At 63.2% G+C, this 21,999-nt stretch carries 22 protein-coding genes; 12 read left to right on the forward strand and 10 right to left on the reverse strand.

Going from position 1 to position 21,999, the window contains the following annotated elements; translation table 11 throughout:
* Positions 1–16 precede the first annotated feature (16 nt).
* Positions 17–379: a hypothetical protein gene (locus AC23D6_RS09530; protein ID WP_487752510.1), complete on the reverse strand. Its 363-nt coding sequence runs from the start codon at positions 377–379 to the stop codon at positions 17–19.
* A 151-nt stretch (positions 380–530) separates the two neighbouring features.
* Between AC23D6_RS09530 and AC23D6_RS09535 the strand changes: the two genes are divergently transcribed.
* The 11 genes from AC23D6_RS09535 to AC23D6_RS09585 all read left to right on the forward strand — a co-directional run bounded on the left by AC23D6_RS09535 (position 531) and on the right by AC23D6_RS09585 (position 13,395).
* Positions 531–935 carry a hypothetical protein gene (locus AC23D6_RS09535; protein WP_487752511.1) on the forward strand — a complete coding sequence of 135 codons (405 nt, stop codon included), beginning with the start codon at positions 531–533 and terminating at the stop codon, positions 933–935.
* Between the two features lie 54 nt (positions 936–989).
* Entirely contained in the window at positions 990–2,258 is a 1,269-nt protein-coding gene (locus tag AC23D6_RS09540) for a TolC family protein (protein WP_187572538.1), read from the forward strand.
* A gap of 10 nt (positions 2,259–2,268) precedes the next feature.
* Entirely contained in the window at positions 2,269–3,312 is a 1,044-nt protein-coding gene (locus AC23D6_RS09545) for an efflux RND transporter periplasmic adaptor subunit (protein WP_487752512.1), read from the forward strand.
* 10 nt (positions 3,313–3,322) lie between these two features.
* Complete coding sequence (locus AC23D6_RS09550) at positions 3,323–6,511, forward strand: efflux RND transporter permease subunit (protein ID WP_487752513.1); 3,189 nt, start codon at positions 3,323–3,325, stop codon at positions 6,509–6,511.
* Positions 6,512–6,592: 81 nt separating this feature from the next.
* The gene (locus AC23D6_RS09555; protein ID WP_487752514.1) at positions 6,593–7,489 is read left to right on the forward strand and encodes a cation diffusion facilitator family transporter; all 897 of its coding nucleotides are present in this window, start codon (positions 6,593–6,595) and stop codon (positions 7,487–7,489) included.
* 91 nt (positions 7,490–7,580) lie between these two features.
* The gene (locus tag AC23D6_RS09560; protein ID WP_487752515.1) at positions 7,581–9,200 is read left to right on the forward strand and encodes a phosphoethanolamine transferase; all 1,620 of its coding nucleotides are present in this window, start codon (positions 7,581–7,583) and stop codon (positions 9,198–9,200) included.
* Between the two features lie 111 nt (positions 9,201–9,311).
* Positions 9,312–9,683 (forward strand): diacylglycerol kinase, encoded by a 372-nt coding sequence (locus AC23D6_RS09565; protein WP_487752516.1) that lies wholly within the window; start codon positions 9,312–9,314, stop codon positions 9,681–9,683.
* A gap of 22 nt (positions 9,684–9,705) precedes the next feature.
* Entirely contained in the window at positions 9,706–10,452 is a 747-nt protein-coding gene (locus tag AC23D6_RS09570; protein WP_487752517.1) for a hypothetical protein, read from the forward strand.
* A 63-nt stretch (positions 10,453–10,515) separates the two neighbouring features.
* Positions 10,516–12,219, forward strand: coding sequence for an ArnT family glycosyltransferase (locus AC23D6_RS09575; protein ID WP_487752518.1), 1,704 nt, complete (start codon positions 10,516–10,518; stop codon positions 12,217–12,219).
* Positions 12,220–12,289: 70 nt separating this feature from the next.
* Positions 12,290–13,024 carry a glycosyltransferase family 2 protein gene (locus tag AC23D6_RS09580; protein WP_487752605.1) on the forward strand — a complete coding sequence of 245 codons (735 nt, stop codon included), beginning with the start codon at positions 12,290–12,292 and terminating at the stop codon, positions 13,022–13,024.
* Positions 13,025–13,029: 5 nt separating this feature from the next.
* The gene (locus tag AC23D6_RS09585; RefSeq protein WP_407073747.1) at positions 13,030–13,395 is read left to right on the forward strand and encodes a lipid-A-disaccharide synthase N-terminal domain-containing protein; all 366 of its coding nucleotides are present in this window, start codon (positions 13,030–13,032) and stop codon (positions 13,393–13,395) included.
* On the opposite strand, the gene AC23D6_RS09590 is transcribed toward AC23D6_RS09585, so the two are convergent.
* Positions 13,392–14,030, reverse strand: coding sequence for a cation efflux transmembrane domain-containing protein (locus AC23D6_RS09590; protein WP_487752519.1), 639 nt, complete (start codon positions 14,028–14,030; stop codon positions 13,392–13,394). The two genes, AC23D6_RS09585 and AC23D6_RS09590, sit on opposite strands and share 4 nt — an antisense overlap.
* Before the next feature lie 100 nt (positions 14,031–14,130).
* On the opposite strand from AC23D6_RS09590, the gene AC23D6_RS09595 reads away from it, so the two are divergent.
* On the forward strand, positions 14,131–14,538 hold the full coding sequence (locus tag AC23D6_RS09595; protein ID WP_487752520.1) for a MerR family transcriptional regulator: 408 nt from the start codon (positions 14,131–14,133) through the stop codon (positions 14,536–14,538).
* A gap of 78 nt (positions 14,539–14,616) precedes the next feature.
* Here AC23D6_RS09595 and arsH read toward each other — a convergent pair whose 3' ends face one another.
* The 8 genes from arsH to AC23D6_RS09635 form a co-directional block, all read right to left on the reverse strand.
* Positions 14,617–15,336, reverse strand: a complete 720-nt coding sequence (gene arsH / locus AC23D6_RS09600; RefSeq protein WP_487752521.1) for an arsenical resistance protein ArsH — start codon at positions 15,334–15,336, stop codon at positions 14,617–14,619.
* Positions 15,329–15,976, reverse strand: coding sequence for an aquaporin (locus AC23D6_RS09605; RefSeq protein WP_487752522.1), 648 nt, complete (start codon positions 15,974–15,976; stop codon positions 15,329–15,331). The genes arsH and AC23D6_RS09605 overlap by 8 nt, the downstream gene beginning before the upstream one ends.
* The gene (locus AC23D6_RS09610; RefSeq protein WP_487752523.1) at positions 15,973–16,476 is read right to left on the reverse strand and encodes an arsenate reductase ArsC; all 504 of its coding nucleotides are present in this window, start codon (positions 16,474–16,476) and stop codon (positions 15,973–15,975) included. The genes AC23D6_RS09605 and AC23D6_RS09610 overlap by 4 nt, the downstream gene beginning before the upstream one ends.
* A 21-nt stretch (positions 16,477–16,497) precedes the next feature.
* Entirely contained in the window at positions 16,498–16,818 is a 321-nt protein-coding gene (locus tag AC23D6_RS09615) for an ArsR/SmtB family transcription factor (protein WP_296281706.1), read from the reverse strand.
* A gap of 132 nt (positions 16,819–16,950) precedes the next feature.
* Positions 16,951–17,211: a hypothetical protein gene (locus tag AC23D6_RS09620; protein WP_487752524.1), complete on the reverse strand. Its 261-nt coding sequence runs from the start codon at positions 17,209–17,211 to the stop codon at positions 16,951–16,953.
* A gap of 119 nt (positions 17,212–17,330) precedes the next feature.
* Complete coding sequence (locus AC23D6_RS09625) at positions 17,331–17,972, reverse strand: transmembrane anchor protein (protein ID WP_487752525.1); 642 nt, start codon at positions 17,970–17,972, stop codon at positions 17,331–17,333.
* A 24-nt stretch (positions 17,973–17,996) separates the two neighbouring features.
* Positions 17,997–18,698, reverse strand: coding sequence for a HupE/UreJ family protein (locus AC23D6_RS09630; protein WP_487752526.1), 702 nt, complete (start codon positions 18,696–18,698; stop codon positions 17,997–17,999).
* A gap of 106 nt (positions 18,699–18,804) precedes the next feature.
* Positions 18,805–21,993 (reverse strand): efflux RND transporter permease subunit, encoded by a 3,189-nt coding sequence (locus AC23D6_RS09635; protein ID WP_487752527.1) that lies wholly within the window; start codon positions 21,991–21,993, stop codon positions 18,805–18,807.
* Positions 21,994–21,999 lie beyond the last annotated feature (6 nt).

Raw genomic sequence — 21,999 nt, forward strand, 5'->3', positions numbered from 1 at the left:
GCGTGCGCCGGCGCGATCACGCGATGGGTGGGCGTAAGGGATGCGTAGAGCGCTGGGCCAGCGCCAGGACCGCGGCGATGGGCGTATAGGCCTGCCCGGGGATGAGCGGCCCAAGGGCCGGGAAGTCCGGCAGGATCACCGCGTGTGCGCACACGTCCGAGTGATGGAACAGGCTGTGCGCCCCCGTGGCGTGCTCATCGGGCACCTCGCCCTTGGCATCGTGCGCATGCGCGGCTGCGCGCAGGTGCGGTGCGCTGTGCTCCAGACCATGCAGCTGCCCGAGCTGGGTCAGGACCGGATGGGCCAGCACCGCCGCCACGATCAGCCACAGCGCGCCCAAGGCGAGCCAGGATCGGGGATGGGCGGTCAGAAGGCGCACGCGGGGGTCCCGGGCTGCACGAATGGCCCGACGATACCCAACCCGGTCACGCACGCCAAGCGCTGTTACACCCTAACGCTGCAGCGCGATGACAGTTTCCTGAATTGCGTGATTGTCTAACGCGCAAGGGACTGACTACCATGCGCGCACCATGACGCGTGCCCTACGCCAACTCAGCCGATTCCTGCGCCTGCCGGCGCTGGCACTGCTGTTGTTCGCGGTGGTGGCCAATCCGGTGCTGGCGGCCGTGGGCGATATCCACGAGTCGGCCCAAGCTGTGGCCGATCATGCCGATCCCGAGCACTGCGATGTCAGCGATGACGCCACCAGCGCGGTGGCTGATCAGGATGCCGGCGATCAGGACGAGGGTTCGGCCGGCGATCTGCTGCACGCGCTGGTCCATGGCGCCCATGCCTGCGGCCACCCGGTGGCTATTCCCTCGCCCGCCCTTGTGGTCGAACCGCTCGCTCCTCAGGCGATCGCGCCTGTGCACGAGATCCAGCCGCTGGATTCCCTGCAGCCGCTGTCCCTGACCCGTCCTCCGATTACGGCCTAACGCTGCACGCCGGCTTGCCGGTGCATCGTTTTTTCGCCTAATCGGAGATACCTCATGTGGTTGCGACTGGCAGCATGCGCTGCCTTTTTGGTCGTGCCCGTTGCGTACGCGCAGACGGGGACGGCGCCTTCTTCTACCCTTTCGTTGGACGACGCCATCGCGCGCGTTGCCACGACACACCCTGACCTGCGCATCTTCGACGGGCGTCGTCAGGTCCTGGATGCCAACTTGGCATCGGCGGCCCTCAAGCCCCCGATGACCCTCGGCGCAACCATCGAAAACACGCTCGGCACCGGCAACTATCGCGGTTTCAGCGAGGCCGAGCTCACCGTCACCCTGGCCGGGGTGATCGAGCGCGGCGGCAAGCTCAATGCCCGGCAAGCCCTGGCGTTGGCCAACATTGATACGTTGGCGCCGCAGCGCGAGATGGCACGGCTGGACCTGCTGGCCGAGACGGCACAGCGCTATCTGGCGGTTACCGCGGCGACCAAGCGCAAGAGCATCGCCGAGTTGGATATCGTCCAACGCAGGCGCGCTGTCGATGCGGCACGTACCCGCCTGACCGCCGGCGCCTCGCCCGAGTCGGTCGTGCTCACCGCACAGGCTGCCTTGGCCACGGCCGAGCTGGATCGCGATCGTGCCATTGCCGATGAAGCGGCCACGCGCCAGAACCTGGCGGCGCTGTGGAATGAGCGTACGCCAAGCTTCACCGTGGCCGCGGGCAATCCCTTGGTGCTGCCGGAACTGCAGAGCTTCGATGCACTGAGTGACTACCTGCAGAACACGCCCGAACTCGCTGAGTTGGCGGGTGTGGAGCGTGTGCGTGAGGCTCAGCTACGCCTGGCCCGCACGCAAGCAACGCCTGATCTGCAGTGGCAGGCCGGTGGACGCTACAACCGTGCCACCAGCGATGTGGGGTTCATGGCCGGCATCAGCATTCCGCTGGGGTCGGCACGCCGTGCCGCACCGGGTATCCGGGCGGCTGAAGCCGAACTGGCCATGACGCCGATCGAGCGCGAATCCCTGCGCATCGATCTGTACTCCGCGCTGACCAACGCCTACGGCAACTACTCCACCGCCCGTTTGGAAGTCGGTCGCCTGCGTACCGACGTGATCCCGCGCTTGGAGAAGGCTGAGAAGGCCGCCGAGTACGCGTGGAAAGCCGGTGCGATCAGCTATTTGGAGTGGTCGCAGCTGCAGGCGCAACGCGTGGAAGCCAGCGTGCGCCAGCTGCAAGTGGCCGTCGACGCACAAGCTGCCCTGATCGAGATCCAGCGCCTGACCGGGCAGCCGATCGTCGCCAGCGGCACCACCACCCCATAAGGATTTTCAAATGAAGAACGTTGCAAAGATTGCAGCTCCGACGTTGCTGCTGAGCGCTGTCCTGATGCTGGCCGCTTGTGGTGGTTCCAAGGACGCCGCCGAAGAGAAAGCGGCACCTGCACCGGCTAAAGAAGCCAGCACAGAGGGTGACGATCACGGCGCCGAAGGCGAAGCCGGGCACGAGGAAGGGGAAGCTGGTCACGGTGAGGAAGCCGGCGGTCATGAAGAAGAAGGTGCCGAGAAGACCACGATCCCGCAGGAAGAAGCTGACAAGAGTGGCGTGAAAGTGGCCAAGGTCGGTGAGGGTGCCATCAAGAACGAACTGGAAGTCCAAGGCGTGCTGACGCCGATGGAGGGCGGCGTGGCCCAAGTCACCGCTCGCTACCCCGGTGTGGTGCGTGCCCTGCGCGCCAACGTGGGCGACACCGTTCGTCAAGGCCAGGCGCTGGCCGTGGTGCACAGCAATCTCAGCCTCACCACCTACACCATCACCGCACCCATCAGCGGCGTCGTCCTCAGTCGACAAGGGAGTGTCGGTGGCGTAGCCGCCGAAGGTCAGCCCCTGTTTGAGATCGGCAACCTGTCCAAGGTCTGGGTCGACCTGCATGTGTTCGGCGCCGATGCGCAATACCTGCGTCCGGGTGTGGCCGTCACGGTCAGTCGCCTGTACGACAACGTCAGCGCTACGACGACCATCGAACGCGTGCTGCCCAGCACGTCAACGGCCAGCCAGAGCCTGATCGCCCGTGCCGCACTGCCCAACGAGGATGGCTTCTGGCGTCCAGGCACTGCAGTCAAAGCGCAAATCACGATGTCCACCAGCGATGCGGGCGTTGTGATTCCGCAGTCGGCCATCCAGAGCATGGACGGCAAGGACGTGGTGTTTGTGCGTGACGGCGATACCTACACGGCGCGGCCGGTGAAGCTGGGTGATCGTGACTCCACGCAAGTGGCCGTGCTGGAAGGCGTGAAGGCCGGCGAGGACATCGTGGTGACCCAGAGCTACTTGGTCAAGGCGGACATCGAAAAGTCCGGCGCGACACACGCGCACTAAGGAGACCGTCATGCTCGAAAAAATCATAAAAGTCGCGATTAATCATCGCTGGCTGGTCATGACGTTGACGGTGGCCTTGATCGCCATCGGCATCTGGAGTGCCCGTCAGATCCCTATCGATGTCACCCCCGACATCACCAACGTCCAGGTTCAGATCAACACCGAAGCGGCCGGTTACTCACCGCTGGAAGCCGAGCAACGCGTTACGTTCCCCATCGAGACGGCCATGGCCGGTCTGCCGAAGATGGAGTACTTCCGCTCGATCTCCCGCTACGGCCTGTCTCAGGTCACCGTCGTGTTCAAGGACGGGACGGACATCTACTTTGCCCGTCAGCAGGTCTCCGAGCGCGTGGCGCAGGTGAAGGCGCAAATGCCCGAAGGTATCGAACCCACCCTGGGTCCGATTGCCACCGGTATGGGCGAGATCTTCTCCTACACCATCGATGCTGATCCCAAAGCCCGCAAACCCGATGGCAAGCCCTACACCGCCACGGATCTGCGCACGCTGCAAGACTGGGTGATTCGTCCGCAGCTGCGCAACGTTCCCGGTGTGACCGAAGTCAACACCATGGGCGGCTTCAAGCGTGAGGTTCACGTCACGCCCGATCCGGCCAAGCTGCGCTCGCTGGACCTGACCTTTGAAGATGTGGTCACGGCCCTGCAGGCCAACAATCAGAACGTGGGTGCCGGCTACATCGAACGTAACGGCCAGCAGTTCCTGGTGCGTGTGCCGGCACAGGTCTCGGACATTCCCGCCATCCAGAAGATCGTCGTCACCCGTCGTGATGGCGTGCCGATTCGGGTTCGTGATCTGGCCAATGTGGCCGACGGTGAAGAACTGCGTACGGGTGCGGCGACCCAGAACGGCCACGAGGTCGTGCTCGGTTCGGTGGTCATGCTGGTGGGCTCCAACAGCCGTGACGTCTCCCAAGCCGCGGCCGCCAAGCTTCAGGAAGCGGCCAAGAGTCTGCCCAAGGGTGTGACTGCCACGCCGGTCTACGACCGAACCTCGCTGGTGGATCGCACGATCACCACGGTTGCCAAGAACCTGATCGAAGGCGCGTTGCTGGTCATCGTCATCCTGTTCTTGCTGCTAGGTAACTTCCGTGCGGCGTTGATTACGGCCGCGGTGATTCCGCTGTCGATGCTGTTCACCCTGACCGGTATGGCGCGTGGCGGCGTGTCGGCCAACCTGATGAGCCTGGGCGCCCTGGACTTCGGTCTGATCGTCGACGGTGCCGTCATCATCATCGAGAACTGCCTGCGTCGCTTTGGCGAACGTCAGCATGAACTCGGGCGTGAGATGACGCTGGAAGAGCGCTTTGAAGTGGCCTCCAGCGCCTCGGCTGAAGTGATCCGTCCGAGCTTGTTCGGTCTGGGCATCATCACCGCCGTCTACCTGCCGATCTTTGCCCTGACCGGTGTGGAAGGAAAGATGTTCCACCCGATGGCCATCACCGTGGTGCTGGCGCTGACGGGCGCGATGATCCTGTCCCTGACCTTCGTACCGGCTGCCGTGGCGATGTTGCTCGGTGGCAAGGTCGAAGAGAAGGAAAACTGGCTGATGCGCTGGTTCCGCGGGCGCTATGAGCCTTTGCTGGATCTGAGCCTGCGTAGCGGCAAGCTGGTGGCCGTCGGCGCGATCGCCCTGCTGGTTGGCAGTGGTCTGCTCGCCTCTCGCATGGGTAGCGAGTTTGTTCCCAGCCTGGATGAGGGCGACTTCGCGCTTCAGGCCATGCGTATTCCCGGTACCAGCATGACCCAGTCCTTGGGCATGCAACGCATCGTGGAAGAACGTTTGCTGCAGTTCCCGGAAGTGGAGCGAGTGTGGTCGAAGATTGGTACGGCTGAGGTCGCCTCCGACCCGATGCCGCCGTCGGTGGCTGACACCTTCGTGATGGTCAAGCCGCGTGATCAGTGGCCCAACCCGCGCAAGCTCAAGGCGGACCTGGTGGCGGAAGTTGAGGCGGAGATGAAGAAGATCCCCGGCAACAACTACGAGTTCACCCAGCCGATCCAAATGCGTACCAACGAGCTGATTTCGGGCGTGCGCGCGGACGTGGCGATCAACCTGTACGGCGATGACCTGGATACGTTGCTGGAAGTGGGCCAGAAGATCGAGGCCGCCGCCCGCAAGGTACCCGGTGCAGCTGACGTTCGCCTGGAACAGGCTGCTGGCCTGCCCATGCTCTCGGTGCTGCCCGATCGGGATGCCTTGGCACGCTATGGTCTGAATCCGGCTGACGTGCAGCGCAACGTGGCCACGGCCATAGGGGGTGAAGTCGCCGGCCAGCTGTTTGAGGGCGATCGACGCTTCGACATCGTGGTCCGTTTGCCAGAACAGCAGCGACTGGATCCCACGGCGCTCTCAGCATTACCCATCTCGCTGACGGCGGCCATCGCGGCCAACCAGGCTGATGAGTCGGTGGGTACACAGGCCAACGCCGCTCAGGCGCAGGTCGTACCGCTGAGTTCGGTGGCACGCGTGGAGATCTCCGAGGGAGCCAACCAGATCAATCGTGAGAACGGCAAGCGGCGCATCATCGTGACCGCCAATGTCCGTGACCGCGATCTGGGCAGCTTCGTCTCCGAACTGCAGTCCACCATCGATCAACAGGTGACGGTGCCTACCGGCTACTGGATCGAGTACGGCGGCAGCTTCGAGCAGCTGATCTCGGCCAGTAAGCGTCTGTCCATCGTGGTGCCGGTGACCCTGGTGCTAATCTTTGCCCTGCTATTCATGGCCTTTGGTTCGGCCAAGGACGCGCTCATCGTCTTCAGCGGTGTCCCGCTGGCCTTGACCGGTGGCGTGCTGGCGTTGGCGCTGCGCGGGATTCCTCTGTCGATCTCGGCGGGCGTGGGCTTTATCGCGCTCTCAGGTGTGGCGGTGCTCAACGGCCTGGTGATGATCAGCTTCATCCGAAGCCTGCGTGAGAGCGGCCAGCCGATGGCCGAAGCCATTCGGGAAGGTGCGCTCACGCGTCTTCGACCGGTGCTGATGACGGCGTTGGTGGCCTCGCTGGGCTTCGTGCCGATGGCGCTGAACGTGGGTGCCGGCTCGGAGGTGCAGCGTCCGCTCGCCACCGTGGTCATCGGCGGAATCATCTCCTCCACGTTGCTGACGCTGGTGGTACTGCCGGTGTTCTACCGGTGGGTGCACACCCGCTTCAATCGCACCCCGGCGCACATGAAATCGTGACAGGGCACGGCGGCGGTGTACGCACCGTCGCCCTACCCCGTTCCTAGCCGCTCTTTTGCATCTGTTCTTAGGAGAACACGCATGAGCACAGGGCATGATCATGGAACGTCCGAGATCCGGTACGAGAAGCTCCTATGGTGGGCGCTCGGCCTGACTTCCACGTTCCTCATCGCCGAGATCATCGGCGGTCTGGTAACAAATAGTTTGGCGCTGCTATCCGATGCGGCGCACATGATGACTGATGTCATCGCCCTCACCGTGTCGTTGATCGCGGTGCGTATGAGTCGACGTCCGGCCGATGCTCGCCGTACCTATGGCTATGCCCGTATGGAAGCCATCGGCGCGATCATCAACGGCGGTCTGTTGTTCGTGGTCGCCGGTTACATCCTGTGGGAGGCGGTGGGACGTTTTCGTGAGCCGCCGGAAGTTGCGTCCACGGGCATGTTGGTCATCGCCACCCTAGGTTTGATCGTCAACCTGATCTCCATGCGCCTGCTACGCGCTGGCAGTGGCACCAGCCTGAATGTGAAGGGTGCCTACCTGGAGGTGTGGAGCGACATGCTCGGATCGGTGGGCGTGATCATTGGCGCGATCGTCATCAAGGTAACGGGTTGGACACTGGTCGATCCGATCATTGCGGTGTTGATCGGCCTGTGGGTGCTGCCCCGTACCTGGACCCTGCTCCGGCAGGCCGGGCATGTCCTGATGCAAGGCGTTCCGGAAGGCATGGATGTGGCGGCCATCCGTAAGCGGTTGATCGAGATGCCGGCCGTGCAAGAGGTCCACGACCTTCATGTGTGGTCGTTGGGGACGCGCCAGGTCGTGCTGACGGCCCACATCGTGCTGGCCGCCGATGTGCCCGATCCGGAGACGATCCAGGTCGAGCTCACCCGGGTGATCGAGCAGCAGTTCGATATCCACGACGTGACCTTGCAGGTGGAACGCACCTCGTGCAAAAGCGAGGTGGGCCATGCCTGACCGGAATCGAGCGAGTTTCCGCAAGGTTTTCGCCCGATTCCAAGACACATCGCTCCGAGGGTCAACAAGCGCACACCGTCCGCGTTGGCGGGTGGCGCTGAGCCTGGAGCTGGTCATCCTGTTGGTTGCCGTCTTCTTTGCGTTCACCGCAAACGGCGCCTTCTGGGCCAGTGTCAAAGAGTCAGGCGTCCTGAGTGGCGCGAGAGAACTGCGTTTCTACATCGGGGTGACCGCCGCCCTGGTCGGCTTGCATGCGTTGCTGTTCGGCTTGGTGATCAACCGCTGGATTGCCCGACCTGTTCTGGCGGTCCTGCTGGTGGCCACCGCTTCAGCGGCGTACTTCGCCAGCATGTACGCGGTATATCTGGACCCGAGCATGGTCCGCAACGTGATCCGGACCGATGTGGCCGAGGCTCGCGAGCTGTTGACCTGGGACATGGTGGGCACGGTCGTGCTGATGGGCGTGCTGCCGGCGACCGCGTTGTGGCTGCTGCACTTCCCCCGCTTCACGCTCAAGCAGGCCCTGCTACGCCGGACGCTGTTTCTGGGCGCGATGTTGCTGCTCACGTGCGTGGGGGTGATGGCCACCTTCCAGGACATCTCCTCGCTGATGCGCAATGACAAGGCGCTGCGCTACCTGATCGCTCCGGGCAACTACCTGGCGTCCATCACGCGCGTGCTCAGTCAGGAGGCTAGGAGTCCGGAGGGGCCACGCCAGATCGTGGCGGCCGATGCCAAGCAGCAGGCGCACGCACCGTCGACCAAACCCCACCTGCTGGTCGTGGTGGTTGGCGAAACCGTACGCGCACAGAACTGGGGACTCAATGGCTACACGCGGCAGACCACACCACAGCTGTCCAAGCTGAATGTCATCAATTTCAGCGACGTCACCGCGTGCGGGTCCAACACGGAAGTCTCCGTGCCCTGCATGTTCTCCCTCGCAGGCCGGCGCAACTACGACCGCGAAAACATCGTGGGCTCCGACTCGCTACTGCATGTGCTGGAGCGGGCCGGCGTCAAGACCTTGTGGCGGGACAACCAGACCGGTTGCAAAGGCGTGTGCGACGGCTTGTCGTTTGAGTCTTACCGGAAGCCGCCGGAGAGCTCGCTGTGCGATGACCAGTCTTGCCGTGATGCGGTGATGCTGCAGGGCTTGCACGATGTGATCGATGACAACCCCGGTGACACGGTGGTGGTCCTGCATCAACTTGGCAACCACGGACCGGCGTACTTCAAACGCTATCCGGAAGCACTCCGCCAGTTCCGGCCTGACTGTCGTTCCTCGGATCTGGGCAGCTGCACGCGGCAGGAGATCGTCAACGCCTACGACAACGCCATCCTGGAAACGGATGACTTCCTGTCCAAGACGATCCAGATGCTCTCGCAAGACACCACGCACGACACGGCGATGATCTATGTCTCCGATCACGGCGAGTCGCTGGGCGAAGGCAACGTCTATCTGCACGGCTTGCCCTACTCCATTGCGCCGGACACCCAGATCAAGGTGCCGATGGTGGCCTGGCTTTCACCGGGCATGGCCGGCGGTAAGGGCGTCAACACCGCGTGCGTGCGCAGTCGGGCAAGCCAGCCGGTCAGCCACGACAACCTGTTCCATTCCGTCCTGGGATTGATGCAGGTCAAGACCGAGGCCTACGAGCCGACGCTGGATGTGTTCTCCGGATGTCAGGCCACGGCGGGAGCCTCGCCATGAGGCCTTCCGACTGTACTCCGACCTCTGCCCGGCGAACATCGCCGGGCCTTCCGATGCTTCGCGCGCGATTGCGATCGAAGCGCGCACTCACTCTTTCTCGAGGAACGTCCCATGGCTGATGGGTATGGCCACCTGCCGCGTGGTCCCAAGCGTTTGATGATGGCCACGCGCTGGTCTTTTCAAGGACTGCGCGCCGCTTGGCTGCATGAATCCTCCTTCCGACTTGAAGTGGTAATCGCCCTTGTGATGGCACCGCTGGGACTGCTGCTGGGTGAGAACGGTGTGGAGCGCGCCTTGCTGGCGAGCTCCGTCCTGCTGGTACTGCCCGTGGAGCTTCTCAACTCGGCCATCGAGGCAGTGATCGAGCGCTACGGCCCCGAACACCACGAACTGGCCGGTCGCGCCAAGGACATGGGCTCGGCCGCCGTCTTCCTGACTTTGGCCATGGCGGCGCTGACATGGCTGGCCATCTTGGCCAGCTGATGCGACGCCTTTGGAGCGTGATATGGCATACGTACTGTTAGCCGCACTTGTGATTGCCCTGGGCTGGGGACTGAAGTCGGCGATGTCGATTCCCCACCCCGATGGCCTCACCGTGATTCTCAGCAGCACCGTGGTGCTGACGGGCGCGCTGTTCTGGGTGGTGGTCACCCTGCACGCGCTGGATCTGCTGGTGGCGTTCAAGCGCGACGATCGCCGGTATCTGTCCGAGTTCGCGGCCGCGATGCGGCCACGCCTGCGTGAGTTGCTGGTGGCTGCCCCGGTGATGTTGCTCGGCTTGCTCATCGCCTATCGATCCGTGGGCACCGCCGGCACCGTGGTCGCCGCCCTGGAGGCGCCGTTCTACGCGCTCGCCATCGCGTCGGCGCTGATGGCCAGACCCCTGCAGGCCATACCCGTGCGCCGGCGGCGCACGGGCATTGTGCTGAGCGTGATCTACGGCGCCCTGTTCACCATCACCGCGGTCCTGCAGTCGGCTGTCGCCACCCGCACGGGCATGCAGGGCGCCGCGCCGTGGTTGGGGGTGACGTCGGCCCTGGCAGCGATCGCGGCCTGGGTGTCGGCGGCCAAATTCAGAGCTTCGATCGAGCAGGCACGCGCCCTGTCATCGCCGGTGATCGAGAGCTTCGGCAATCCCTTTCCCCGCCATCAGAACCGGCCGTCCCCACCGGACGGGACGTCGCCGCCTTTGCGCAAAAGGCCGTCCGGGCCGCCGCCGCACGGCGGACGAAAGCGTCGACGCCGCTTCTAGATCGCGCGATCCCGCACCGAAGGTTTCCCGTTCTCTTCCTCTGTTTGCACGAGCGATACGCCGATGCGTCATTCCCTTAGCGACCTCTCCCCTCGCCAGACGTGGCTGCTGATCCTGCTGGTCATCGCGGCGCTGCTGGCCGGCCTGGGCTTACGCGAGCCGATGCCCGCAGACGAGCCGCGCTTCGTACTGGCGGCCAAGACCATGGTGGAGACCGGCCAATGGCTGTTCCCGCAGCGCGGGATTGAGCTCTATGCCGAGAAGCCGCCCACCTTCATGTGGCTGCAGGCGGCCAGTTATGTGCTGGTGCGCAGTTGGGATGTGGCATTCCTGCTGCCGTCCTTGCTGGCCGCGCTGCTGACGCTGTGGCTGACCGGCGATCTTGCCCGGCGCCTGTGGGGAAAGCGCACGACCGACTACACCGTGTTGGGCCTGTTCGTCTGCCTGCAGTTCGTGCTGCAAGCCAAGCGCGCGCAGATCGACATGGTGCTGGTGGGCATGACCACGCTCTCGCTATGGGCGCTGGTGCGCTACCTGCTTGAAAAGCCCAGCCCCTGGCTGCTGATGGTGGGCACCTTCGCCGCTGGCTTGGGCACGGTCACCAAGGGCGTGGGCTTTCTGCCGTTGTTGGTGTTCGTGCCTTGGCTGTGGGTGCGGTGGAAGTCGCCCCACCTCCTGCCCTCGCACCGAGGGGTGCATGTGCTGGCCGGCATTGCGGGTTTTGTGCTGGGCGCGGGTGTGTGGCTGGTACCGATGCTGGCCACGGTGGCGGCCTCATCGGATCCGGCCCTGCACACCTACGCGCGGGAAATGCTGTTCAAGCAGACCGGCACCCGCTACGCCAATGCCTGGCACCACGTAAAACCCGCTTGGTACTACCTACAGACCATGCTCACGCTGTGGCTGCCAGGCGTGCTGCTCGCGCCGTGGTTGCTGCCGGCGTGGTGGCGGCGTGTGCGTCGCGTGGACCCGCGTTACGCGCTACTGCTCGGTTGGGCGCTGCTGGTGCTGGTCTTCTTCAGTGCGAGCCCGGGCAAGCGCGAGGTCTACATCTTCCCGATGCTGCCTGCCCTGGCGCTCGCCGCATCGCCGTTGTTGGCCGGCTTGCTGCGCCGGCGTGGCGTACGCGCGGTGCTGTGGTCGTACCTGTCGGTGGTGGTCACCCTGACGGGCGCCTTGGGCCTGTGGTTACTGACCGCCTCGCCCGAACGCGTGCAAGGCCTGCTCGAAGGACGCGGCATGGACATGAGCACCGTCAAGCAGGTCAGTGGCTGGCTGCTGGCCTTCACCGTCGTGAGCCTGGTCGTGATGGTCGCCGCACGCCGGAGGGTGGTGTTTGCGCTGGTGGCGGTCACCGCCTCGCTGTGGATCGCCTATGGCGTGGGATTCATGCCGGCGCTCAGTCTTGACAGTTCTGCCAAAGCGCTGATGCAACGCGTGGAGGCCACCATCGATCTGGATGCGGAACTGGCCATGCTCGGCTGGCGCGAACAGCATCTGCTCCAGGCCGACCGGCCGATTACCGAGTTCGGTTTCAAGAAGCCCTGGGTGGAGCAGTGGCAGCAGGCGCACACCTGGCTGCTGCAGGACCCCACGCGACGCTGGCTGTTCCTGCGCAAGGAAGCCATTGGGCCTTGCCTGGATCCAACGCAGGTCATCGACATCGGCGCCTCCAATCGACGCGCCTGGATTCTGGCACCGGGTACGGCCTGGATTCCGGACTGCGAAGTCCCGGCCACGTGGTCAGCCGATGTCAGCGAAGACTGAGTCCTCCTTCTTCTTTCCCGCACGCCCTTCTGCTGAGTCCTTCGCCATGCAAAGCCCGTCCCTGCCCCGGATGCCCAGTCTGTCAGTCGTCATTCCCGTCTTCAACGAACGCGGCAACATCGGGCCGCTCGTGCAGGAGGTGGTGCATCACCTGCGCGGCAAGATCGCCTTCGACATCATCTGTGTGGACGATCGCTCCGACGATGACACGCGTGAGGTGCTCGGCTGGCTCAAAGCCGAGGTGCCCGAACTGCGGGTGTTGCTGCACCATCAACGCAGTGGGCAAAGCACCGCCATCCGCAATGGCGTCAAGCACGCGCTCTCGCCCTGGATCGCCACGCTCGATGGCGACGGCCAGAACGATCCGGCCGACATCCTGAAACTACTGACCGCTCGCCAAGCGGCTTCGCCGCAGATACGCCTGTTCGCTGGCTGGCGCACCGAGCGCAAGGACACGGCCAGCAAGCGCTGGGCCTCGCGCTGGGCAAATCGCATCCGGCAATCACTGTTGCGGGATGACACGCCCGATACCGGCTGTGGCATCAAGCTGTTCGACCGCGCTGCATTCTTGGACCTACCCTATTTCGATCACATGCACCGCTACCTGCCGGCACTGATGCAGCGCGCCGGCTGGAAGACACTCAGTGTGCCGGTCTCCCACCGACCGCGGGGATCGGGCCAATCCAAGTACACCAATCTGGGCCGTGCGCTGGTGGGCATCCGCGACCTGATGGGCGTGGCCTGGCTGATCCAGCGCAGCCATGTAACCGCCACCAGCGAGCTCAGTGCTGGCCCCAAGTCATGAACGTAATGGATCAGGAAATCCTATGGCTGAGCTGGACGGGCCTACATACAACGCCCTGGAAGCTCATTGGCCTGACCGGTGCGGCCTTCTTCGGCGTGCGCTGGCTGATCCAGTTCGTGGCGTCCAAACGCGCCGGCCGGCCGGTGATCCCGCGCCTGTTCTGGTACATGAGCCTGTGTGGCAGCCTGATGGCTTTGAGCTACTTCCTGTTCTCGTCCAAGCAGGATGCCGTGGGCGTCGTGCAGAACCTGCTGCCGGCCTTCACCGCCGCGTATAGCCTGTATCTGGACATACGCCATCACCGTAGCATTGGTACGAGCGCCGTAGCCAAACCCGCCTCGTCCCCTTCCGAGGACGATCACTCCTGCTAGATCGTGGCACTGGGCTGCGCGCTTGGTCGACTTTCGCGCCACGCGGCCCGCAACACGCGCAAAGCTGAACGCAGGAACAGAACCAGCAACGCTGCGGCAATCAACAGATCGGGCCATCCCGCGCCGAAGGCCCACACCAGCGCCGCGGCCAGGATGACGGCAACGCCCTCGTAGATATCATTGCGTGAACACTCCCACGCCGAGGCCATGTTGATATCGCCGGCGCGATAGGGGGTCAGTAACCACAAGCAGACCGCATTGGCCGCCAAGTTCAGCAATGCGGCCACGCCCATGCTCTCAAATATCGGAACACCTGGATGGGCCAAGCGCCAGACGATCTGTACGCCAACCGCGATCGCGGCCCCCAGAATCAAGAAGCCTTTGAGCACGGCTACGCGGCCCTTCAGATGGGCCGATGCGCCCACCACCGCCAGACTCATCGCGTAGGTCAGCGCATCCCCCAGGTTGTCCAGGCTTCCGGACAACAGGGACGAAGAGTGGGAGTGCCACGCGGCGAAGGCCATCATGACGAAGGTCGCCAGGTTGATCAGCAGCACCATCACCAGCACCTTGCGCTGCTTGGCTTGCATACCCGCTACATCGACTACCTTGCCGCAGCCACAGCATTCAGACATCACGCGCTCCGTTGAGGGGCCACTCCTGCAACCGGAAAATCACAGTTTGGGCTAAGCTAGCGTAAAGTCTGTAGTAACTACAGAGTCAAGCGATCCTTCCATGAAGATCAGTCAGGCTGCCGAAGCCAGCGGATGCCACCTTGAAACCATCCGCTACTACGAGAAGATCGGGCTGCTGCCCCACCCCACCCGCACGGACAGTGGTTATAGGGTTTATACGAGCGCCGATATCGAGCGCCTGCGGTTCATCGCGCGAGGGCGGGATCTGGGCTTCAGTCTGGAAGAGATCCGCAGCCTCCTGCAACTGGCCAGCGATGAGCGTTTGTCCTGCGACGACGTCGATCGCCTGGCGCGTACACATCTGGCCGATGTTCGTGCGCGCCAGGAAGATCTTCGTCGGATGGCCGATGAACTTGAGCGTGTCATCATCAGTTGCCACGGGGGACAGCGGGCCGAGTGCACGATTCTTTCGACGCTACGCCAGCCAATGCAACGTTCCAAAGTCTGACTTTGTAGCGGATTTCTACTCTCGACCGGAAGCGGACGTAGGGAGCTGGCCAGAAAGATGGACGGACCACTTCCACACCTAGATGGCGCGAAGGCTGACCCGCTTGGCAAGCTCTTCAGCGCTTTCCTTCCGTTCGCTATAGCGATCGACTAGGTAGGGCGAGACATCCCGGGTCAGTAGTGTGAATTTCAAGAGCTCTTCCATGACGTCCACGACGCGGTCGTAGAACGCAGAGGGCTTCATGCGTCCATCTTCATCGAACTCATTGAATGCCTTTGCGACGGAGGACTGGTTGGGGATCGTGATCATGCGCATCCAACGTCCAAGCACGCGGAGCTGGTTCACCGCATTGAATGACTGCGAACCGCCAGAGACTTGCATGACGGCCAGCGTCTTGCCCTGAGTTGGCCGCACGGAGCCTTGAGACAACGGAATCCAGTCGATCTGCGCCTTCATGATGCCGCTCATGGAGCCGTGTCGCTCGGGCGAGCTCCAGACCATGCCCTCCGACCACTGCACCAGTTGCCGCAGTTCCTGCACTTTCGGATGTGTGTCGGGCTCTGCATCTGGAAGCGGCAGACCTGTCGGATCGAAGAGCCGGGTCTCGGCCCCCATCGCCTGCAGTAGTCGGGCCGCCTCCAGCGCGAGCAACTTGCTGTATGACCTCTTCCTCAGCGATCCGTAGAGCAGAAGAATCCGCGGGCCATGCGTAGCACGTGCGGTCAGGAATAGGCGGTCAACCTGGGGAACATGGAACAGCTCGGCCGAGATGTTGGGCAGATCGCCAGGATTAGACATGAGGCTTTCCAAGTAGCTTGTGGATCATGGCACCCAGAGCAGCCCCAATGGCCTGCGCCACAACGAAGGCAGGCACGTCGTCGGGCGAAATGCCGGCGAAGCTGTCACTGAACATGCGGCCGAAGGCGGCTGCAGGATTCGCGAATGAAGTAGAGGAAGTGAACCAATAGGCCGCACCGATATACGCAGCCACCATCACGGCTACACGGGATGCAGGTGCCCGCAGCACCACCAGCAGCAAACCCGCTGTCGCAACGATCTCGCCCAGCCATTGACCCGCGCCGGTCCGCACCTTCGCGGAGAACTCCAGCATCGGAAGATCGAACATGGCGTTCGCCAACAAAGCACCGCTCACCGCGCCCATGAGCTGGACCAGGATGTATGCCGGCAATAGGGCTTTGGACAGTTCGCCACGCGCAGCCATCACGGCACTGACCGCGGGGTTCATGTGCGCACCACTGATCGGGCCAAACACCTCAATGAGAACGTAGAGTCCGCCAACGGTCGCCAGGGTATTTGCTAGCAAGGCGACGGCGTCGTTTCCGCCCGCAAGACGCTCAGCCATGATCCCCGAGCCCACTACTGTCACCAGCAGCAGGCCCGTCGCCAAGAACTCGGCAAGGAGACGCTGGCGGATCATTCAGCGCCGACGCGTCCGATCTCGCCAAGCTTTGCTTGTGCTGCCAACCGGTCGAGGCTTTGCAGCGGCAGGGACAGCAGTAGCTCGATACGACGGCGCAGTGTTGCGAATGCTGCCGTATAGGCTCGACGGCGATCTTCTTCAACGCCCGTGGCGGCTACCGGGTCGGGCACACCCCAGTGCGCGAGTGCAGGATGACCCAGCCATACGGGGCACGCCTCACCAGCGGCGTTGTCGCAAACCGTGATGACGATGTCCATCTCGGGCGCACCCTCCCCCGCGAACTCGTCCCAGTTCTTGCTGCGCACCTGGCTGGCGTCATAGCCGATGGCCTGGGCAAGCTCCCGCGCCATTGGCTGGACGTGGCCGCTGGGATGGCTGCCGGCGCTATAGGCCTTGAACCGGCCGTGGCCCAGCACGTTGAGGATCGCCTCGGCCATGATGCTGCGTGCGGAGTTGCCGGTGCACAGGAACAGTACGTTGTAGGTCTTGTTAGTCATGTCGTATCTCTGGAGTGCGGATCAGCGGAGCTTCTTCTTGACTGCCGGCACGCAGGACTTCCCGCCGCAGCAGTTCTCCGTCAGGAAGCCGATCAGACCGTTCATGCGGTCATAGTCGGCACGTATCCGGATGACCCGTCCTTCTCGCTCGTCGGTGACAAGCCCTGCGGCACGTAACTGGTTCAGATGGGCCGTCAGCGTCGCAGGCGGCAAGTCGAGTTGATCGCGCAGCTCGCCAACCGCCATACCGCCGGGGCCGGCTTGTACAAGAGCGCGGTAGGCGGCAAGCCGATGGTCGTGCGCGAGCGCACGAAGCGCTTGAACGGTCTGGGGTGTATCCATACTTCTATAGTTCCGGAATATAGGAAGTATTTCAACCCGTTGTTTCAGCCAGATGACCGCTCGGGCCACCTCTGAACGATAGAGTGGGCCCTCAGCGGTCAGTCGAACTGACCACCAAGGGCCCGTGGGCGATCAGTTGGTCTTCTTAGCTTCCGGGGCCGGCTTCTTAGCCTCCTCGGCCTTGACCGGATTGCCCTGCGCGCCACATTTTTCCTTGAGAGCTTTGACTTCCGGATACGCCGAGTCGTCGGTGAAACGCTTGGTGTCCTTCAGATCCTCACAGGTCATGGGAATCTCTTTCTCTTCGTCGTGGGCTCCGGGGTGCGCCAAGGCGGACAGCGAGACAAGCGATAGCGCAACCAGGCCTGCAATGGACAGTGAGCGAGCTTTCATTTCAATTCCTTCGTGATCGACCTTTGGCCGAGGATGAGTAGGTGTCGCGAGGATCCAGGCTCGCGACGGTGGGTCGAGGCCATGCCACGGCCCGTTACAAGCGCCTGGCCGCCACGGGGTTACATCACGCGCTTGATCTGGGCGTAGTCGCCGGCCGTACGCAGGGTGATCGTCACCTCGGTCTCGCTGCGGTTACGCCAGAACCAGCCATGGTTACCGTTGAAGGCCGCTTCCAGCACGCCGTCGTCGGCGGCCACGCCGCGTCCTTTTTCGTAGCTGGTCGATTCGCCGCCGGTACCGCCATCGCCATGGGTGTCGAAGTTCACGACACCGCCCTGCGCGGTCCAGGCGAAGTTCGCCTTTTGACCGGCCGTCATCGCCAATTTGACCTCGGCGCCCTGCCCCGGTGCCAGCTCCACTTGCATCTCATCGCGCCATTGCGTGGTGTCCACGGCCGGCGTGGCCGGTGCGGCCGGGCTTGCGGATGAGGCGGCCGATGACACCGGCGCGCGTGCCGCAGCCGCGACCGCGGCCGCATCGCGTGCGGCATCGGCGGCGGCTTCTTCGGCCAACTGGCCTTTGATCTCGCCCATTTCGGTCAACCCAAGCATGCGACCAATGCCGGTCGGATCGATGGCGTACTCGGAAGGCAGCACGACGGTGACCAGCAGCACCACCGCGACGATGAAGGCGATGATGGTCGAGCGCAGCAACTGGCGCGAGGACGGCAGATCGGTGTTGAGAGGCTTGCTGTTGTACATGGTGTGTTCTCGCAATGTCTTGAATTAGGAAACGAAGTAGCCAGTGAGCTGCGTGCCGATCAGGATGAAACCGGCGCACATCATCGCGACGTTGGCGGTGTAGGCGTGCTTCCAGAAGCCGCGCGAGCGGCGCCAGTAACCCATCACGATCAGGATCGCGCCCAGGGCCAGCAGCTGGCCGATTTCCACGCCGACGTTGAAGGCCAGCAGGTTGGGCACCAGGCCATCGGGGGAGATGTCGTACTCGATGATCTTGGTCGACAGGCCAAAGCCGTGGAACAGACCGAAGATCAACGTGGCCGCCTTGGTGTTGGGCTGGAAACCCAGCCAGCGTTGATAGGCGCCCATGTTGTCCAGCGCCTTGTAGACCACCGACAGGCCGATGATCGCGTCGATCAGGAGGCTGTTGATGCCCACGTTGAAGTACACGCCCAACAGCATCGTGGTGGAGTGACCCACCGCGAACAGCGTGACGTACAAGGCGATCTGCTTCATGCGGTACAGGAAGAAGATCACGCCAAGAAGGAACAGGATGTGGTCGTACCCGGTGGCCATGTGCTTGGCGCCCAGGTAGGCAAACGACAGCAGGTGCACCCCGCTGATTTCCTGGATGTAGCCCTTATCGCCTTCGGCTACGGCATGGGCAAGGGCGCCGTTGGCGGTGAACAACAACAGCAGCAGGCCTGCCAACAGAACCAGCGTGCGCGTGGTGGAGGCGGAGATCATGCCGCCCCATCCGGAGGGTTTGTAGAGAAGTGAGTTCATTCGCATCTATAGATATGGGGAAGGGATCAGGAGGGGGTGGAGCGCACGCGCGCCCCACCCCACTGGATTACGGGGCCCTCGGAACGTGCTCGACTTTCGGCGGCGCCTCGGCGCGCGGCTCTTCCTTGCGATGGACCATGCGGTACAACGCCGGCAGGACCAGCAAGGTGAGCAAGGTGGACGAGATGATGCCGCCGATGACCACCGTGGCCAGCGGACGCTGCACCTCGGCACCGGTGCCCACGTTGAGCGCCATCGGCACGAAGCCCAAGCTGGCCACCAGCGCGGTCATCAACACCGGCCGCAAGCGCGTCAACGCACCCTCGACCACCGCCTCGTGCAAGGACTTGCCGTCCTCGCGCAACTTGCGGATGAAGGTGATCATCACCAGGCCATTGAGCACCGCCACACCGGACAGGGCGATAAAGCCCACGCCTGCCGAGATGGAGAACGGAATCCCGCGCAGCACCAGTGCCAGCACCCCACCGGTCAACGCCAGCGGTACACCGCTGAAGACGATGGCCGAGTCCTTGCCCGATCCAAAGGCCATGAACAGCAGGCCGAAGATCATGACCAGCACCACCGGAACCACGACCGTCAGACGCTCGCTCGCCGAGATCAACTGCTCGAAGGTGCCGCCGTACTCGATCCAATACCCCTCGGGCAGTTCCACCTCGCTGGCCACCTTGCCGCGCAGCTCCTCGACAAAGGAACCCAAGTCACGACCACGCACGTTGGAGGTGATCACCACGCGGCGCTTGCCGTTCTCGCGACTGACCTGGTTGGGTCCCAGCTCTATGGCGATCTTGGCCACCGCGCCCAGCGGAACCGAAGACGGCAACGCCATACCTTGGGTGCTCGCATCGCGCTGTGCCGGCACCATGATCGGCAAGGCAGCCAGCACCTTCAGATCCTGACGCTTGCCTTCGGGCAGTCGCACGACGATGTCAAAACGTCGATCGCCCTGGAACAGCTGGCCTGCGGTGGCTCCACCCAGTGCAGCGGCTACCGTGTCCTGGATGTCCGCCACGGCCAATCCATAGCGCGCCAGGGCGGCACGGTCCGGATCAATGACCAACAACGGCAGACCGGTGACCTGTTCCAGTTTCACGTCGGCATTGCCTTCGATCCGGCTGGCCACGGCTTCGACCTGAGACCCGATGGCTTCCAGCTGCTCCATGTCGTCGCCGAAGACCTTGATCGCCACTTCCGCGCGGACCCCGGCGATTAGCTCGTTCATGCGCATCTGGACCGGCTGGGTGAACTCATAGTTGTTGCCGGGGATGGCGCGAACGGCCTTCTCCAACTCAGCGACGAGCTCTGCCTTGGGTTTGCGCGGATCTGGCCATTCGCTGCGATCCTTGATCATGATGAAGGTGTCCGCCACCGAGGGCGGCATCGGGTCAGTGGCTACCTCAGCTGTACCGAGCTTGGCGACCACCTTATCGACCTCAGGAAACGCCTTGATGGCGGTCTCCAGTTGTTCCTGCATGCCAATGGCCTGGGTCAGGCTGGTGCCAGGAATACGCAGCGCATGCAGGGCGATATCACCCTCATCTAGGTTCGGAATGAACTCCGTGCCCAGTCGCGTAGCAAGCGCACCACACAGCACCACTAGCACCGCGGCCGCCGAAACCACCGCTACCCTCATGGCCAGTGCCTTTTCCAGCATGGGGCCATAAAGACGCGACATGCCGCGCATGATCTTGGTTTCTTTCTCCTCGACCTTGCCGGTGACAAATTGGGCCACCGCCGCCGGAACGAAGGTCAGCGACAAGGCCATCGCCGCCGTCAATGCCATCACTACCGTGATCGCCATCGGATGGAACGTCTTACCCTCCACACCGGTCAGCGCGAAGATCGGCAGGTACACCGCCGCGATGATGAACAAGCCGAACAGGCTCGGCTTGATGACTTCGGCGCTGGCCACTGCGGCCAGATCGAAACGCTCCTCACGGGTGAGAAGACGACCCAACTGGTGTTGCCGCTCGCCGAAGCGACGCAAGCAGTTTTCCACGATGATGACCGCGCCATCGACGATCAGGCCGAAGTCGAGCGCACCCAGACTCATCAGGTTGGCCGAGACACGGTTCTGAACCATGCCAGTGATCGTCAGCAGCATCGCCACCGGAATAACCGCCGCGGTGATCAGGGCGGCCCGGATATTGCCCAGCAGCAGAAACAGCACCGCGATAACCAGAAGCGCGCCTTCGAGCAGGTTCTTCTGCACGGTAGCGATACTGCGATCGACCAGGTTGGTGCGATCGTAGATCGCTTTTACAGTCACGCCCTTCGGCAGGCCGACCTCGATCTGCTTAAGCTTGTCACCCGCACGCAAGGCCACCTCACGGCTGTTCTCGCCCACCAGCATGAATACCGTGCCTAGCACGACCTCATGGCCGTCTTTGGTCGCCGCACCGGTGCGCAGTTCCGAGCCGATGTTTACCTCAGCCACGTCCTGCACGCGCAAAGGCAGTCCATCGCGTGTAGCCACGACAACTTGCCGCAAGCCCTGCTCATCACTGATCTGGCCGGGGATGCGGATCAGGTTCTGCTCACCGCCCCGCTCAATGTAGCCCGCGCCGGTACTCGCATTGTTGCGCTCTACCGCCCTAAGCAGGTCGTTGATGGTCAGATCGAAGGCCACCAATTTTGCGGGGTCGGGCGTGATGTGGAACTGCTGGACGTTGCCACCGATCGTATTGACCTCGGTGACACCCTTTAGGTTGCGCAACTGCGGGCGAATGACCCAGTCCTGCAGCGTACGCAGATCGGTCGGGGTCCATTCGGTACCGTCATCCTTCTTCGCACCCGGCTGGGCCTCGACCGTGTACATGAAGATCTCCCCTAGACCGGTTGCGACCGGACCAAGAGTGGGCTTCACGTCAGCGGGCAATTGCGAGGCGGCTTGTTGGAGCCGTTCGCTGACCTGCTGTCGGGCGAAGTAGATGTTGGTGCCGTCTTCGAACACCACCGTTACCTGGGACAAGCCGTAGCGGGAGATCGAGCGGGTGTACTGCATGCCGGCCATGCCGGCCAAAGCGGTTTCAACTGGAAACGTTACCCGTTGCTCGGCTTCCAGCGGTGAGTAGCCGGGCGCCTCACTGTTTACTTGGACCTGCACATTGGTGATGTCAGGCACGGCGTCGATGGGCAGGCGCCCATAGTTCCAGACGCCAAGAGCACTGACCGCCAATACCAGCAGTAGGACCAGCCAGCGATGCGCGATCGCAGCTCTTATGACACGTTCTAGCATTGTCCT

Source organism: Pseudoxanthomonas sp. G3 (genome assembly GCF_057654715.1).